Origin of the sequence: Streptomyces lomondensis (assembly GCF_014651035.1) — a bacterium.
GTDB classification, from domain to species: domain Bacteria; phylum Actinomycetota; class Actinomycetes; order Streptomycetales; family Streptomycetaceae; genus Streptomyces; species Streptomyces lomondensis.
The window spans coordinates 284,833-299,878 of the sequence record NZ_BMWC01000007.1; the positions used below are offsets into that span (position 1 = coordinate 284,833).

At 70.6% G+C, this 15,046-nt stretch carries 14 protein-coding genes; 5 read left to right on the forward strand and 9 right to left on the reverse strand.

Features of this window, described 5'->3' with window-relative positions:
* Window positions 1-16: 16 nt before the first annotated feature.
* Window positions 17-442 carry a hypothetical protein gene (locus IE255_RS24335; protein ID WP_190052489.1) on the reverse strand — a complete coding sequence of 142 codons (426 nt, stop codon included), beginning with the start codon at window positions 440-442 and terminating at the stop codon, window positions 17-19.
* A 175-nt stretch (window positions 443-617) separates the two neighbouring features.
* On the opposite strand from IE255_RS24335, the gene IE255_RS24340 reads away from it, so the two are divergent.
* The 5 genes from IE255_RS24340 to IE255_RS24360 all read left to right on the forward strand — a co-directional run bounded on the left by IE255_RS24340 (window position 618) and on the right by IE255_RS24360 (window position 6,060).
* The gene (locus tag IE255_RS24340; protein ID WP_190052490.1) at window positions 618-1,784 is read left to right on the forward strand and encodes a sensor histidine kinase; all 1,167 of its coding nucleotides are present in this window, start codon (window positions 618-620) and stop codon (window positions 1,782-1,784) included.
* Window positions 1,785-1,792: 8 nt separating this feature from the next.
* A complete protein-coding gene (locus IE255_RS24345; RefSeq protein WP_190052616.1) occupies window positions 1,793-2,476 on the forward strand; it encodes a response regulator in 684 nt (227 codons plus the stop codon).
* Between the two features lie 127 nt (window positions 2,477-2,603).
* Window positions 2,604-2,873: a hypothetical protein gene (locus IE255_RS24350; protein WP_190052491.1), complete on the forward strand. Its 270-nt coding sequence runs from the start codon at window positions 2,604-2,606 to the stop codon at window positions 2,871-2,873.
* 4 nt (window positions 2,874-2,877) lie between these two features.
* Window positions 2,878-5,040 (forward strand): MMPL family transporter, encoded by a 2,163-nt coding sequence (locus tag IE255_RS24355; protein ID WP_190052492.1) that lies wholly within the window; start codon window positions 2,878-2,880, stop codon window positions 5,038-5,040.
* A 216-nt stretch (window positions 5,041-5,256) separates the two neighbouring features.
* Window positions 5,257-6,060, forward strand: coding sequence for a DJ-1/PfpI family protein (locus IE255_RS24360; protein ID WP_190052493.1), 804 nt, complete (start codon window positions 5,257-5,259; stop codon window positions 6,058-6,060).
* Window positions 6,061-6,133: 73 nt separating this feature from the next.
* On the opposite strand, the gene IE255_RS24365 is transcribed toward IE255_RS24360, so the two are convergent.
* From IE255_RS24365 to IE255_RS24400, 8 genes are read right to left on the reverse strand one after another with little or no spacing between them, the layout of a single operon-like run.
* Window positions 6,134-7,387 carry an MFS transporter gene (locus tag IE255_RS24365; protein ID WP_190052494.1) on the reverse strand — a complete coding sequence of 418 codons (1,254 nt, stop codon included), beginning with the start codon at window positions 7,385-7,387 and terminating at the stop codon, window positions 6,134-6,136.
* A 29-nt stretch (window positions 7,388-7,416) separates the two neighbouring features.
* A complete protein-coding gene (locus IE255_RS24370) occupies window positions 7,417-8,088 on the reverse strand; it encodes an HAD family hydrolase (protein ID WP_268255758.1) in 672 nt (223 codons plus the stop codon).
* Window positions 8,085-9,212 (reverse strand): hypothetical protein, encoded by a 1,128-nt coding sequence (locus IE255_RS24375; protein ID WP_190052495.1) that lies wholly within the window; start codon window positions 9,210-9,212, stop codon window positions 8,085-8,087. The genes IE255_RS24370 and IE255_RS24375 overlap by 4 nt, the downstream gene beginning before the upstream one ends.
* A gap of 15 nt (window positions 9,213-9,227) precedes the next feature.
* A complete protein-coding gene (locus IE255_RS24380) occupies window positions 9,228-9,830 on the reverse strand; it encodes a GTP cyclohydrolase II (protein ID WP_190052496.1) in 603 nt (200 codons plus the stop codon).
* 39 nt (window positions 9,831-9,869) lie between these two features.
* Window positions 9,870-11,219 carry a sulfatase-like hydrolase/transferase gene (locus IE255_RS24385; protein WP_190052497.1) on the reverse strand — a complete coding sequence of 450 codons (1,350 nt, stop codon included), beginning with the start codon at window positions 11,217-11,219 and terminating at the stop codon, window positions 9,870-9,872.
* A gap of 36 nt (window positions 11,220-11,255) precedes the next feature.
* Entirely contained in the window at window positions 11,256-12,605 is a 1,350-nt protein-coding gene (locus IE255_RS24390; protein ID WP_229906549.1) for a sulfotransferase family protein, read from the reverse strand.
* Complete coding sequence (locus IE255_RS24395) at window positions 12,602-14,578, reverse strand: methyltransferase domain-containing protein (RefSeq protein ID WP_229906550.1); 1,977 nt, start codon at window positions 14,576-14,578, stop codon at window positions 12,602-12,604. Before IE255_RS24395 ends, IE255_RS24390 begins: the two co-directional genes overlap by 4 nt.
* Window positions 14,571-15,035, reverse strand: coding sequence for a rubrerythrin family protein (locus IE255_RS24400; protein WP_190052498.1), 465 nt, complete (start codon window positions 15,033-15,035; stop codon window positions 14,571-14,573). Before IE255_RS24400 ends, IE255_RS24395 begins: the two co-directional genes overlap by 8 nt.
* Window positions 15,036-15,046: the final 11 nt, after the last annotated feature.

The window sequence follows — 15,046 nt, forward strand, 5'->3', positions numbered from 1 at the left end:
CTCCGGAGGCTCGCGCTCAGAACCGGTTGCCACGCGTCCTGCGCAGACCGATCGCGCAGGCTCCGCAGAAGGCGCCCCAGGCGGCGTTGACGAGGAAGAGCGGGACGATCGCCAGGGGCTGGGCCAGGGGGCCCTGGAGTTTTCCGGTCAGGAGTGGTGAGAGGACCGCGCTCAGGACCAGGGTGGCCAGCGCGTACGCCACGCCCGCGGTCACGAGGGTCAGGAGTGGCTCGCGTACGCGGCTGAGACCGACCGCGAGGATCCAGGTCAGCGTGATGGCCAGGGTGAGGATCACCGGGGTCAGGGGCTTCCCGAGTGCTTCGCTCCAGCCGGCGATGGAGAACAGCGGCCGGACGAGCGCGACGGCGGTGAGGGCGGCCACCAGCGGCCGGTTCAGGCCGCGCAGGCGCTGGGCGATCGGGAGACGGGTGTCTGCGTTCACGACTCCATCGTCGGGGGACGGACAGCGCCGGGGCGTCGGTCTGCGGCGGACAGCTGTCGTACCCCGTCGGTTGTGGCCCCGGTGCGGGTGCGTACCACGGTGGTTGCGAGGCGAGGCCCGCCCGATCCGCCACGCGGAGGAGGGCGCCGCAGGCGCGGCTGCTTACGCTGGCGGCATGGCCCCCGGTGCTGTCCCACGTCTCCGGCTGCGCCCGCCGCGCGGCCGTGCGGCAGATGCCGCCCTGGCCTGTGGTGTCTTCGTGCTGGTGGCGGTGGGGACTCTGAGGTCGCTCATCGGTGAGCGGCAGGAGTCCTGGCCGGCAACCGTCCTCGGCTGGACACTGATCACCGCCGCCTGCGCGGCGCTGTACTTCTGCCGCCGCCGTCCCGTGGTCGTCGCCGCGTTCGTCCTGGCTGCCACAGCCGTCTACTACCTCGTCAGCGTCTACGACGGTCCTCTCATGGTCGCGTTCGTCGTCACGCTCTACGTGGTCGCGAGCCAGGGCCACCTCCAGGCGGCGATCGCTCTCGCGGCGCTGACCGTGATCGCGACCGGCATCGGCACAGTCGCGGGAAACGACGACGTCAACGGTGTCGCCGTTTTCATGCTGACGGGATGGCTGGTCGGAGTGGTCGCACTCGGCTGGGTGCGGCACAACCGCCTGGCCCTCGCACGGGAGGTCGAGGAGCGCGCGGCGACCGAGGAGCGGCTGCGTATCGCGCGTGAACTGCACGATGTCGTGGGCCATCACCTCTCGCTCATCAACGTCCAGTCCGCCGCTGCCCTGCGCCGACTGCACAAGAATCCGGCCAAGGGTGAGCAGAGTGCGCAGGAAGCGCTGGGAGCGATCAAGGACACCAGCCGGGAGGCCCTGCGGGAGCTGCGGGCGACCCTCGGGGTGCTGCGGCAGGTCGACGAGACGGCGCCCACCGCGCCCCCGGCCGGACTGGACCGTCTCGGCGAGCTGGTGGCATCCGCACGGCTCGCCGGACTCGACGTCCGCGTGCGGTTCAGCGGCGAGCGGGAGCGGTTGCCCACAGAGGTGGACCTGGCCGCGTACCGCATCATTCAGGAATCGCTCACCAACGTGAACCGCCACGCCCACGCGACAGCCGTCACCGTCCGCATCCATCGCGGGGCGCGGCAGGTCACGGTCGAGATCACCGACAACGGGCACGGACCGGCGGCCGCGGACGGCACAACGCCGGGCAGCGGCATCCGCGGGATGCGCGAGCGGGCCCACGCGCTGGGCGGCGAGCTGACCGCGGGTCCCGGGCCGGACGGCGGATTCACCGTACGGGGCCGGATTCCCTACACGAACGGAGCACGTTCCCCTTCATGACCCAAGCCATGATCAAGATCTTGCTGGCGGACGACCAGCGCCTGGTGCGTGCCGGGTTCCGTTCGATCCTCGAGGACGAGGACGACTTCGAGGTGGTCGGTGAGGCGGGGGACGGCGAGCAGGCCCTGTCCGCCTGCCGCACGCTGCACCCCGATGTGGTGCTCATGGATATCCGCATGCCGGGCGTCGACGGTCTTCAGGCGACCCGGCAGATCGCCGGTGATCCCCGTCTCGACGGCATCAAGGTGGTCATCCTGACCACCTTCGACCTGGACGACTACGTGTACGGTGCGCTGCGCGCCGGTGCCACCGGCTTCCTGGTCAAGGACACCGAGCCGGAGGAACTGGTGCACGCCGTACGGGTGGCGGCGCGTGGCGACGCGCTGATCAGTCCCTCCGTCACACGCCGGCTGATCGCGGAGTTCGCCGTACGGGTCAAGGCACCTGAGCCCGGCCCGCGCCTCAAGGCCCTCACCGACCGCGAGCGGGAGGTCATGGAGCTGGTCGCCGCCGGCCTGACCAACGACGAGATCGCCGCCCGCCTCGTCCTCAGCCCCGCGACGGCCAAGACCCACGTCAGCCGCATCATGACCAAAGTGGGTGCCCGTGACCGTTCCCAACTGGTGGTGCTGGCGTACGAGTCGGGCATGGTCCGCCCGGGGTGGCTGACCGGCCGGCCACCGACCCAGTAGCAGGAGCGCGGCGGATACGACCCACCAGCGGCGTATCCCGGGCGCCGAGGCGCGCAACCGGCGGGGTAGGCAGGTGTCCGCCGCAGGCCGATGCGCGGTCGCGTGCCGCAGCCGGACGCTGCGCGACATGAGTACACGTTCCCCTGCCCCCTCGCCTTCCGCCAAGGTTCCGGCCGCCCTCGTCGGCCTCCTTGCCGGCGGCGCCGCCGGTTTCCTGCTGACCGAGACCGTGGGCGCCTTCTCCGCCTTCGTACTCGGCCGCGCCCTCGACGTGGCCGCCACCGGCGCGCTGTTGGCCGCCTTCATCGCCGTGCCGGTGATCTGCGCCGTGCTCGGCACCGTCATCGCCGTCCGCCGCGCCGGGCAGAACCGCCGCTCGCACAACCGAGGTTGGTGAACCCATGTCACCAGCACGCGACACGACCGCGACCACCGATCCCACCACCGACCGGGCGGGTGTCTTCGGACGTCTGGCGCTCTGGTCCAAGCGCCACCGCTGGAGCGCCCTGCTCCTGTGGATCCTCGCCGTCGCGGTCATCACCGTCGGCGCGCAGAGCGCGGGCAGCGCCTACCGCAACGACTTCACCCTGCCCGGCACCGACTCCCAGACCGCCGCCGACCTGTTGAAGCGGCACGGCTCCGCGCAGGCGGGCGGCAGCGTCCAGATCGTCTTCAAGGACACCGACGGGCTGAGCGGTGATCGCCCGGCCATCGTCCGGACCCTCGACCGGGTACGCGGCCTGCCCGGCGTCGCCGACGTCCGCAGCCCCTACGCGGACGCCTCCGCCGTCTCCGAGGACGGCACCATCGGCTATGCCACCGTCGTCCTGGACGCCAAGGCCGAGGACGTCCCCGAACAGGACGTCGCGCGGATCATCGACACCGCCAAGTCGGGCGCCCAGGACGGCCTGACGGTCGAACTCGGTGGGGACGCGGTGCGCGGCGCCGAAGAGAGCGGCGGGAGTGCCGAAGGCGCGGGCATGCTCGCCGCCCTGGTCATCCTCGTGCTGCTCTTCGGTTCGGTGGTGGCCGCCGCGCTGCCGCTGGTCACCGCGCTCTTCGCGGTCGGCGGCGCGATCGGCCTGATCACGCTGGCCTCCCACGTCTTCACCGTCGCCGACTTCACTCCACCGATCACGATGCTGGTCGGCCTCGGTGTCGGCGTCGACTACGCGCTGCTGATCTTCTACCGCTACCGGCACGAGCTCACCCACGGCGCGGACCGGCAGACCGCCACCCGAACCGCCCTGGACGCCGCGGGCCGTACGGTCTTCTTCGCCGGGTGCACCGTCATCATCGCCCTGCTCGGCCTGGTCGCCCTGGGCCTCGGCTCCCTCCAAGGGGTGGCCGTCGCCGTCGCGCTGACCGTCCTGGTCACCATGGCCGCCTCGCTGACCCTGCTGCCCGCCCTCCTCGCGCTCTTCGGCAACCGCATCCAACGACACGTACTCATGCGCTCCGCCAAGGCGCGAGCCAAGGGCAGGGAAGAGGGCGGGCGCTGGCGGCGGCTGGCCTCCGCCGTGCAGCGGCGCCCGCTGCCCTCCCTGCTGGCCGCCGTCGTGGCCCTCCTGGCCCTGTCCGCCCCGGCCCTCGGCATGCGCCTCGGTTTCGCCGATGCGGGCAACGACCCGGCTTCGTCCACCAGCCGCAGGGCCTACGACCTGCTGGCCGAGGGCTTCGGCGCCGGCTTCAACGGTCCCCTGCTCGCGGTCGGCCGGGGCGACACCGCCGCCGCCGAGCAACTGCGGACCACCCTGACCGATACCGAGGGCATCGCCGCCGCCACGCCCCCACTGCCTTCCACGGACGGCACCGTGTTCACCGTCATCGCCTTCCCCACGACCTCACCACAGGACGCGAACACCGCACGTCTCGTCGACAGCCTGCGCGACGACGTCCTGCCCCGGCTCGCCGAACGCACCGGCGCCGACTACCTGGTCGGCGGGCCCACCGCGGCCGCCCAGGACTTCGCCGACTCCGTCTCGGCCCGGATACCGCTCTTCGTCGCCATCGTCGTCGGTCTGTCCGCGCTCCTGCTCATGCTGGTCTTCCGTTCCGTCCTGATCCCCCTGAAGGCCGCCCTGCTCAATCTCCTGTCCATCGCCGCCGCGCTCGGCGTGATCACCCTGGTCTTCCAGCACGGCTGGTTCGGTGTACAGCCGGGGCCGGTCGAGGCGTTCATCCCTGTGATGATCTTTGCGATCGTCTTCGGACTCTCCATGGACTACGAGGTGTTCCTCATCTCCCGCATCCATGAGGAATGGGAGAGGACGAAGGACCACTCGCTCGCGGTCCGCGAGGGCCTGGCAGCCACGGGCAAGGTCATCACGGCGGCGGCGGCCATCATGATCGTGGTCTTCGCCGCCTTCGTCCTCAGCCCCAGCCGCATGCTCCAGCAGTTCGGCCTCGGCCTCGCGGTCGCCATCTTCCTCGACGCCGTGGTGATCCGCTGCCTGATCGTCCCGGCCGTGATGCAACTCCTCGGCACCCGTGCCTGGTGGCTGCCCGCCCCACTGGCCCGACACCTGCCGAAGGTGGCACTGGAACGGCCGACCGACGAGTGACGGACCTCGCAGAGCTTCGTTCCCACCATGACGACGCATGTGCACGCGCAACGGCACGTCGAAGCCGATTCGCGGATGGAGGTGGCCCGGACACGGCGATGACCATCGGGGGTCGCGTTTTCTGCGCGACTATTCCGCCCGCGCCGGGAACTTCCATGGCTTCCGCCACGACTCCTGATGTGCCAACACGGTTTTTACGTAGGGGAGTTGATTGCCATGGAAGCCGATCCCGGTCGGAGCCGGCGCGGAGTGCTGCGCGGGGCGGTGACAGGTGCCTTGGGTGTGGGCCTGGTGGTCGCCGCTGGTACAAGTGGTCCGGCCTTCGCCGCAGTGCGGGGAGAGGAGGGGGGAGCGGGCGCCGACGGGTTACGGGTGGCGGTGCTGCTGTATGACGGCTTCACCGCGCTGGACGCGGTCGGGCCCTACGAGGTGCTGTGCCGGGTGCCGGGCGTGCGGGTGACCATGGTGGCCCGTGAGCGGGGGCCTGTGCGTACCGACACGGGCGAGTTGGCGCTGGTCGCCGAGTGCGCCATGCGGGACGTGCGGCGGGCGGACGTACTGCTGGTGCCCGGGGGCGGTGAGCGCGGGGTCGTGGCCATGATGGAGGACACGGCCGTCCACGAGTGGATCCGCCGTATCCACCGGGACTCAGTCTGGACGACCTCGGTGTGCACCGGCTCGCTGATCCTGGGTGCCGCGGGTCTGTTGCGCGGCCTGCCCGCCACGACGTACTGGGCCTCGCGCCCGTATCTGAAGGAACTCGGCGCCATCTACACGCCCGGCCGGTTCGTCGAGGCCGGGAAGATCATCACGGCTGCGGGGGTGTCGGCCGGCATCGACATGGGGCTGCGTCTGGCAGCCCGGTTGTCCGACGAGGACGTGGCACGCGCGATGCAACTCGCCGTGGAGTACGACCCGGATCCGCCCTACGACACCGGCAGCCCGGAGAAGGCGGACGAGGCGACGGAGGCTCTCGCCCTGAAGCTGATCGCCGACGCGGCGCGCTGGCCGACCCCGTAGCTTGGGTCGCCTCCGTCCACGCAGAGGCATACGCCGGCCTCGGGAGCCTCCCCGCCTGCGAACGGGCTCAACGCTACGTCGTGGGTTCCGGCTCGGCCGCGGGTGTGCTGTTCGTTATGCGGCTGCCCGCGCGCGGCAGCGCAGTCCGCATCGGCAGGCAGCAGGCCGCCCCGAGGACCGCGATCGCGGTGAGCGTTCCCCACAGGGCCAGGCTTCCTGTGCTCAGCAACCAGGCGTAGAGGCCGGGAGCGACAGCCGAGGCGACGGTCCAGGACAGCTGGTAGACCGCGAGGTAGCGCCCGCGCACCTCTTCGGGGGGCGTTTCCGCCGCGAGCGCTTCGAGCACGGGGTCGGCGGTCATCTCGCCCAGGGTGTAGATCACCACAGCGATGAGGACGACCGTCGCGGCCGCCCACGCGGTCATGAGGTCGGCGGTCCAGAGGACGACGTACGACACGCCCGAGAGACCTGCGGCAAGGATGATGACGGAGGATCTGACGGCTCCGGTCATGGACTTCACGACGAGCCCCTGCCCGAGGCTGATCATCAGTGTGTTGATGACGAACACCCCGCCGGAGATCCAGCCCGGGAGGTCCAGCGTCTCGACGATGTACACCGGCATGGCCACACTCAGCGCCATGGTCGTCAGCGCGTAGCAGAGGTTGGAGGCCACCAGCCAGCGGTAGCCGCGGTCGCGCAGCACGACTGCCCAGCCGCCCCTGTGCCGCCCCTTGCTCTCCGACGGCTCCTCGACGGTCCGGACCCCGGCCATGATCAGGTACGACACCAGGAAGGACAGCGCGTTCAGGCCTACGACGGCCTGGTAGACGGCGAATTCGTCCACGGTCGTGGCCGCGCCGGCAAGGAGCCCGCCGACCGCGAACCCGGCGTTGCGGACGGCTCCGAGGAAGCCGAACCACTTCTCCCGTTCCCCGGGCGGGCAGGCACCGGCGACCAGGGGACCGTACGACGCCCAGAACGCCGTACGGCCGATGGCGGCGATGCAGACGACGGCGCTCACGCCCGCGAACGAGTCCACGAAGGGGTGGGCGGCGAAGCCCACGAGTTGTAAGAGGTTTCCGGCCTGGAGGACACGCTTGGCTCCGTAGCGGTCGACGAACTGGCCCATGATCGCCGTCATCGGCAGCGAAAGGAACGACGCGACCGACAGCGCGAGACCCACCTCGACGAGCGACAGCGGTGTGCTGCGCAGGAAATAGATCACCGACACCGGAAGCCACGTGCCGGTACCGAGGGTGTCGATGCCGATCGCGGTGACGAGGCGCCGGTGGCGGCCGACCCTGGGGAAGCCGAGTCTGGAGAACATGCGGGACATCCTCTGGTACCGGGTGAAGCTCATGTCAAGGTCGCGCGCCTCGCCGACAGACCCTGGAGAAACAGCAGATCCACCTCTTCGAGGGACCGGACGACGGTCCGGCCCGCGGCCGGCGGGATCGGGGCCACCGACGGTACGGCGACCACCGGGCAGCCCGCGGCCTCGGCGGCGGCGACGCCCGAGGCGGAGTCCTCGATGGCGACGCACCGCGCCGGGTCCACGCCGAGTCCGGCTGCGGCCCGCAGATAGGACTCCGGGTGCGGCTTGGTGCGGATGACGTCGTCGCGGGAGACCGTGAGGGTGAAGTGCTGTGCGCCGAGCGACGTCAGCACCTGTCCGATGGTGCGGCGGCTGGAGGCGGAGACGAGCGCCATGGGGACCTGGTGCGCGGCGAGTTCGGCGAGGAGGCGGGCCGCGCCGGGCATCAGGGGGAGGTGGCCGCTGATGCGTTCCTCGAACCGGCGGCTGATCCGGGCCATGAGTTCGGGCAGGGTGATGTGCGCTCCGGTCGCTTCGAGGAGGAAGCCGACGGCCCGTTCCATGGGGCCGCCGACCACCACATGGCGCCACGCGTCGTCGAGTCGGTGCCCGAGTTCGGCGAAGAGCTCCACCTCGGCGTCCCACCAGATGCCCTCGGTGTCGATCAGGGTGCCGTCCATGTCGAGGAACACCGCGTCCGGGCCGTCGCTCACGAGGTCTTCCTGAAGTTGTTCAGGAAGACCTCGGACCCCATTCCGCCGGTCATCAGGCGGTCACCTCGCCGGTTCGTGATCCTGCTCAGCCAGTCGTTGGTGCCCATGTCGACCAGCGAGTACGTCTCGCCGCTCATGTTGCGTGCGGTCATCTTCACGACGAGGTCCTGGTAGTAGCCCATCCCGGCGTGCCGCTCCAGATCGAAGACCACGTTCACCGATCCGGTGCGGCGCAGCCGCTCGATGCGGGAGACCGCCTCCCCGAACACCTTCGCCGAGTAGTCGAGCGGTCGGCTGAGGAACCGCAGACGGGCCGGGAGGGACCTGGCCAGCGACGGGAGTTCGCGGAGCTCGACCTGCTTCGGCAGCGGGACTCCGAGAGTGTCGAAGGCACTGAAGCCGAAGGTGCGCGTGTTGCGCATGATGTGTTCCCGGTCCGCGCCGAGTTCCTTGATGAGCAGCTCCACCACCCGCAGGTTCGACACGGCGACCGTGACGTCCTTCGCCGCGTATCCGATCGATTCGGCCCGATCGATGATGGCCAGGTAGGTGGAGAGGTGCTCGGCGAGCCGTCGTACCTTGAAGTCGTCGAAGTCGGGGGTGCTCTCCGCGCTCAACAGGCTCAGGGCGTGGTAGTGCGGTTTGAAGCCGGGTTCGCTGTGGGTCTGCGTGCGCAGTTCCCGGTGAAAGGTGCCCAGGGTGACGCCGGGCCAGATGTCCCCCACGGCCTCCGCCTTGCGCTGCCGGGCTGCCTCGAGGGTCAGCACCGACAGACCGTCGGCGACCACCTCGGTGTTGCGGATGGTGCCGAGCACCGTCTTCTGGCTGATGCTGGACAAGGCACTGCTCGATCCGAGGGCCGCCACGGGGGACAGTTCCTTCATCCGCACCGACTCGGGGATCGCGTCCATGGCGACGGACAGGAAGCGGACCACGTCACGCTGGTCGAGCTCGCTCGGCGCGGTGAAGGAGTTCGCCATGTGCCGGCGGTAGACGTCGTGCGCGGCAAGGCGCGCGGCGCGGTCCGCCTGCAGGCCGATGAGGACGGACTGCAGGGCACGCGGCGGGATGGCGGCGAGCTGCTCCATGGGCGCGCTGACGGCGGCACGGTCGCTGAGGTTCATGGGGGTCACGGTGGCTCAGCCCACAAACTTGATCTTGCCGAAGTCGACGGTGTGGTCGCCCTCGACCTGTTTCATCAGCAGGTACTCGTAGGCGTGCTTGCTGACCTCGTAGGACAGCGCGATCTGGGACTCCACCTGATATCCCAGCTCCTCCAGAGCCTGCCGTTTGAGGGGGTTGTTGGATATCAGGGTCACCTGTTCGGCCATCCCGAGGTCGGCGAGGGCGGTGCCCGCCACGGAATAGTCGCGCATGTCGCGGCCCAGCCCCAGCGAGGCGTACGCCTCGTAGGAGTTGACCCCGCGCACCCGTTGGGTCTCCATGCCGCGGATCTTCAGGTCCAGGCCGGCTCCGCGGCCCTCCTGGAAGAGGTAGACGATCGCGCCCGCGCCCCGCTTGGTGATCTCCTGCATGGTGGTGTGCAGTTGGGGGCCGCAGTCGCAGTCGGTCGCCATCAGCGCCTCTCCGAAGATGCAGGAGGAATGGAGCCGCACCGCCGTGCCCGCATCGGAGAGGTCCCCGTGGGACATGCTGAGACAGCGCTGGCCGGTGCCGTCCTCGTGCGTCGACACGCTGAAGGTGCCGTGCGCCGTCTCGAGCAGGGTTGTCGCAATGATCACGGTCTCGATTCCTTCCACGCGTTCGCGGATGTCGGAGTGCTACTCGTCCTGGCGCAGCGTGTTGTAGTCGGCGAGGGACGCCAGCAGCCGCGTGGTCACCTCGGGGTCGGAGCAGGGGCGGGGCCGCTGGTCGGCGTCGAAGCGCTCCAGCCTGACCACCGGCTCGATGGGGCCGAGGCCGCCGAAGTACTCATGGAAGTCGGCCAGATGCCGCGTGAGCCGGAACTCGCCGTCCCACACCACTTCCTTGGCCAGCAGGTGCGGCAGCCCGCCGGGGGCGGCCCGCCGGTCCATCAGGCCCTGTTGGAACCGGATGGACGCGTCGGTGTCGGCGACGTACGCCTGGGCGAAGGCGGTGCGCACCGGGTACTCGGCGCTGTCGCGGACCGTCGGCGCGAGCGAGGCGCCGTCCATCCGCAGGAACGCGGTGGGCAGGTCGCCCATCAGCTCGGAGACGGTCGGCAGCAGATCCACGGTGCGCACGCGCCCGGTGTGGCATCCGGGGCGTACGTCGTCGCCGAGGAAGAGCAGCGGCACCCGCAGGACGCCCTCGGCCACGCTGTTGAAGTGGCCGAAGCTGTCGGGGCCGTACTCCTCACCGTGGTCGCCGAACAGGACGACGAGGGTGCGACGGCCGGCCGTGACCGCGAACAGCTTCTCGACGAACGGCTGGAAGCGCGTGGCGAGGAAGTGCTCGATGCCCTCCAGGTAGAGGCCGAAGATGTCCTCGGCGCGCCCCGCCTGCCACAGCTCCTGGATCACCCGCTTGTAGCGCAGCAGGTGCTCCAGGTCCTCGGTCGAGCGGTAGGTCTCGACGAGCTGGTCCTTGGGCAGCTCCGCCGGGCTGCCGACCTCCGCTTCCAGCTCGGCGAGCCGGGCGCGGTAGGCGTCACCGCCGTAGTGCAGGTTGTGGAAGCCGTACGGCACGTGGACGCCGCCGAAGTGGACCAGGCTGACCGAGCGGGTCGTGGCGGAGAGCGAGGAGAGGAAGGCGTCGTCGTCCTCGACGATGAAGTCGTCCACGCCTCGGTCCAGTCCCAGGGTCGGGCCGAGGACGAGCGGGAAGTCGCTCTTGAGGAGCGTCCTGTAGCCGGCGCGCCGGGCCCGGGTGAACAGGGTGTCGGTGGTGAGGGTCCGGTTGAGGAACTCGAAGACGCCGTGCCTGAGCGGCCACTTACCGGTCAGGAGCGTGGAGTGGGAGGCCGAGGTGTAGGGCGCGGCCGAAACGCAGTTGGGGAAGAACGCGCCGTGCGCGACGAGGTCGTCGAGGACCGGCGTGGCGGGCGCGCCGAGCCCCGGGTAGGTGTCGGGCCACAGCTTGAGCGGGTTGGCTCCGATGCCGTCGCTGCGCAGCGTGTCGAGGGAGATCAGAACGATGTGGTCATACACGGGCTGTCCTTGGCTGGTACGTCTCGGTTCGTGCTCTCACACCCACTCCGCGGGGTCCGTGTAGCCGAGCCGCTCCGCGGTCCGGCGGGTGCCGCTGTCCAGCGCCGCCTCGATGCTCGCCGCCCGCTCCCGCCAGCGTCCGGGCCGTGGTTCGCGGGTGGCGACGACGGGCCCGATGCCCTGGTGGACCGCGCGCCGGAACTCCCCCTCGAAGGGGACGCCGAGCCAGTCCGCCAGCTTTTCGAAGCACTCGGTACGCCGGTCCGGGCCGGCGATGAGGTCCTCGAACCTGAGGGTCGTACGGGGTACCGCCGGGTCTTGGAGGTCGTCGAGTACGGCTTGGTGGGCGCTGCGCCACTGGAAGGCGCAGACGTCGAGCAGCGGAGCGTCGGCGAACTCCTCCCAGCCGGGCGGCAGGTCGAATTTCCACCACCACCGGTTGTCGGGATGCCGCTCGGTATAGCCACTGATGCCCAGGGGCCGGGTCGTGCGGTGGGCGTGGAAGCCGTGGTGCAGCCAGCCGTCGTGCAGCCCGTTCACCGCGGCCGCCGGGTTGCGGGTGAGGTGGACGACCCTGAACCGGGCTGCCGGGAAGAGGGCTCGCAGGAAGCCGAGCCGGTAGGCGTTGCTGGGCGTCTTGATGACCAGGGGCCTGCTCGCGAGGTCTCCCGGGCCGGCCAGGCGCCAGGGCACGGGCAGGACGAACGGCGGCTCTTCCAGGAGGGTCTCGCCCGGAGCACCGCGCGGCGCGGGATGCGGCAGCTCCGCACGCAGCAACCGCCGCGGGAGGTCGTAGAACCACGGCTCCACGTCGAGGCCCTGGCGGGCCAGCTCCTGGAAGAGGTCCAGGTAGAAGCGGGGTGCGCCGGGACGCCCGCCCCCGGCGCGGTGCGCCGCCAGCCGGTCGAGGACGGTGGCCGCCAGCTTCTCGGGGTTCAGGGGCAGTTCGGGCCACTGCATGACCAGGCGCGCGGTCACGTCGAGCGCGAACCTCTCGTCCGCTGCGGGGTCCTCGTCGGTACGGCGGTCCGCCGCGCCGATCTCCAGGGCGAGCTCCTCGTCGAGGACGGCCCCCAGCTCCGGGTCGAGGGACGCGAGATCAGCGGCCGCCAGCCGGTCGGAGGTGGCGCCTCCGTACGGATACCCGAGTCCCACCATGCGCAGGAAGGGGTTGATCTCACCGCGCAGGTGCAGCAAGTCCGTCGACGTGCGCAGCAGTTCGGCGACCATGCTGGAGCCGCCGCGCGAGCTGCTGGCGAGCACCACCACGTCCCGCACCCGGGCGGTGGTGGCCGGCCCGGGCCGGCCACGCATGCGACGCAGCGTGGCCAGCCGGTCCGTGAGCTCGGGCCGCAGCTCCGGCACGGTGGTCGCACGGGCCGTCATGCCGCCTTCCTGAGCGAGTAGACACACCACCGCCACTGGTCCCGGATCGATCCGTCGGCCAGCACCTCGAAGGGGTGCACGTCGCGGACCTCCTTGGGCGCGTCGTAGTACAGCTGCTGGATCTCCCGGCGGGCGGCCGGGGTCGTCTCATGGGTGTCGATCCACAGGTCGATCGACTCCCACAGCCTGTACTCCTCCTTCACCAGGCCGGTGAACCCGGCCCCGAGCAGCAGCTCTCGGAACTCCGGCTCGCTGAACATGTGGTTCAGCAGCGGCTGCTTCTTCTTGAAGATGCGGTACATCCAGTACGCGTCCTCGTCGGCGTACGGGACGATCTGGCCGACGATGAACTGTCCGCCGGGCTTCAACACCCGGAAGATCTCCGACAGGGGCCGCTCCGGCTGCGGCAGCAGATGCAGGACCTCACGGGTGACCACCAGGTCGAAACTGGCGTCCGGATAAGGCAGGTCGTACACGGTGCCCTGGTCGACCCGGTCGAGGCGGGTGGAGGCGATCTCCACCATCTCCGGTGTCAGGTCCAGACCGATACTCTCGCCGACCTTGTCCTTGAAGGCCGCGCCGACGACACCACTGCCGCAGCACACGTCGAGCATCCGGGCGTCGGCGGGCACGTCCGCCATGGCCGCGTGCCGGGCGAGCAGGCCGTCGTCGGTCAGCCAGGAGCACGACTCGTGCCAGTTGCGCGAGCGGATGCCGAACTGCCGCTGATAGACGGTGTAGTCGATGGACAGCTCACGGCGCTGGTAGCGGGCGGTGCGGCCGGCCATCCGCGCGGCGATACGGGCGCGCGTGGCCTCCAGCGCGCGTGCGGTCACCCGTCGGGCGAGACCGTCGTCGGCGCCCAGCAGGCTGGCGAACTCCTTCTCGACGACGTCCTGGACGAACCGGCCGACCTCCGGGTTCTGCAGCCGCTTCTTGGTCTGCCCGTCGTAGCGCGGGCTGTCCATGCGCAGCGAGACGATCGCGGTGAGGCCTTCGAGGATGTCGACGGTGGTGATCTGCTCGCCGATGCGGACGTCGAGCATGCCCTGGTCGGCCGCGTACTGGTTCACGGTGGCCGCGAGCGCCGCGCGCAGCCCGTCGACGTGCGCGCCGCCCAGCTCGGTGTGGACGCCGTTGACGAAGGCGCGGATCTCCTCGGTGTACCGCTCCGTCCACTGGAAAGCGAGCTCGAAGGAGGCCTCGCCCGCGTCGGCCGCGATCACCACCGGGTCGGCGTGGACGGTGCTGACCTCACGGTTGAGGTGCTCCAGGAAGGCGCGGACGCCGCCGGTGAAGCGGTACTCCTCGTGCCGGCCGGTGCGCTCGTCGGTGAAGCGGACGGTGAGGCCGGGGTGCAGGAAGGCGGCCTCCTCCAGGCGCGTGGCGATCGCGGGGGCGGAGAACTCGGCGTCACCGAAGATCAGCGGGTCGGGCCGGAAGGCGAGAGCGGTGCCGCGTCGCCCGCCGTCCTGCGCTGCCACCGGTTCGGTGGCCAGGCCGGCGTCCGGTTCGCCGCGGCGGTACTCCTGCCAGTACCGGGCGCCACCCCGCCATACCTCCAGCCGGAGCCACTCCGACAGGGCGTTGACGCAGGACAGGCCGACGCCGTGCAGGCCGGCGGAGCGGGAGTAGGCGTCGCCGCTGAACTTGCCGCCCGCATGCAGCGTGGTGAGCACGACTTCGGCGGCGGGCCGGCCGGTCTCGGGGTGCGGGTCGACCGGGATGCCCCGGCCGTCGTCGGCGACCAGGCACGAGCCGTCGGTCCGCAGGACGACCGAGACCTCGGTGCAGTGGCCGGCCTCCGCCTCGTCCACGGCGTTGTCGAGGAGTTCGAAGACCAGGTGGTGCAGTCCGTCGACGTCCGTGGAGCCGATGTACATCGCCGGGGTACGGCGTACGGCCTCCAGCCCGGAGAAGACCACGATGGAGGAGGCGTCGTAAGCCTCGGCCAGGAGAGGTTCGTCAGGCACCGGCGCCTCCTTCGGTGGTCGCCGCCCCGGCGGGGAGCGGCGCTTCCAGGGTGTTCAGCAGTTGTTCGCATCGGGCCAGGTGGGCCCGCTTGAGGGAGCCGAGCGTGGTGAGCCAGCTGGCCACGTCGTCGCGGCCCTCCTCGCGGGCGTCGGTGGCGAGCCGGGGGTAGACCTCGTTGGCCTCGTGGAGCATGTCCGCCACGGAGGCCGCCAGGTTGAGGCGGGTGTCACCGACGGTCTGCAGGGTGTGCGGGTCGGCGATGTCCTGGAGCGCGTCGAGGTGCCCGTGGGCGACGCACGCGACGGACTCGGCCAGTTCTCGGAAGGCGCGGGCCGTCTCCCCGTGCCCCTCGATCTCGGCGACCTGCGCGAAGTAGGTGTAACGCTGCACGGCGGTCGCCTCGGCGGCGAGGGTCGCGCGCAGCTCACCGACGAGGCCGTTGCTGGGCTGGGCCATGGAACTCCAAT

Excerpts from the sequence above, each read along its gene's own strand:
- IE255_RS24340 (WP_190052490.1), top strand. The coding sequence starts at position 618 with ATGGCCCCCGGTGCTGTCCCACGTCTCCGGCTGCGCCCGCCGCGCGGC.
- IE255_RS24345 (WP_190052616.1), top strand. The coding sequence starts at position 1,793 with ATGATCAAGATCTTGCTGGCGGACGACCAGCGCCTGGTGCGTGCCGGG.
- IE255_RS24350 (WP_190052491.1), top strand. The coding sequence starts at position 2,604 with ATGAGTACACGTTCCCCTGCCCCCTCGCCTTCCGCCAAGGTTCCGGCC.
- IE255_RS24355 (WP_190052492.1), top strand. The coding sequence starts at position 2,878 with ATGTCACCAGCACGCGACACGACCGCGACCACCGATCCCACCACCGAC.
- IE255_RS24360 (WP_190052493.1), top strand. The coding sequence starts at position 5,257 with ATGGAAGCCGATCCCGGTCGGAGCCGGCGCGGAGTGCTGCGCGGGGCG.
- IE255_RS24365 (WP_190052494.1), bottom strand. The coding sequence starts at position 7,387 with ATGTTCTCCAGACTCGGCTTCCCCAGGGTCGGCCGCCACCGGCGCCTC.
- IE255_RS24375 (WP_190052495.1), bottom strand. The coding sequence starts at position 9,212 with ATGAACCTCAGCGACCGTGCCGCCGTCAGCGCGCCCATGGAGCAGCTC.
- IE255_RS24390 (WP_229906549.1), bottom strand. The coding sequence starts at position 12,605 with ATGACGGCCCGTGCGACCACCGTGCCGGAGCTGCGGCCCGAGCTCACG.
- IE255_RS24400 (WP_190052498.1), bottom strand. The coding sequence starts at position 15,035 with ATGGCCCAGCCCAGCAACGGCCTCGTCGGTGAGCTGCGCGCGACCCTC.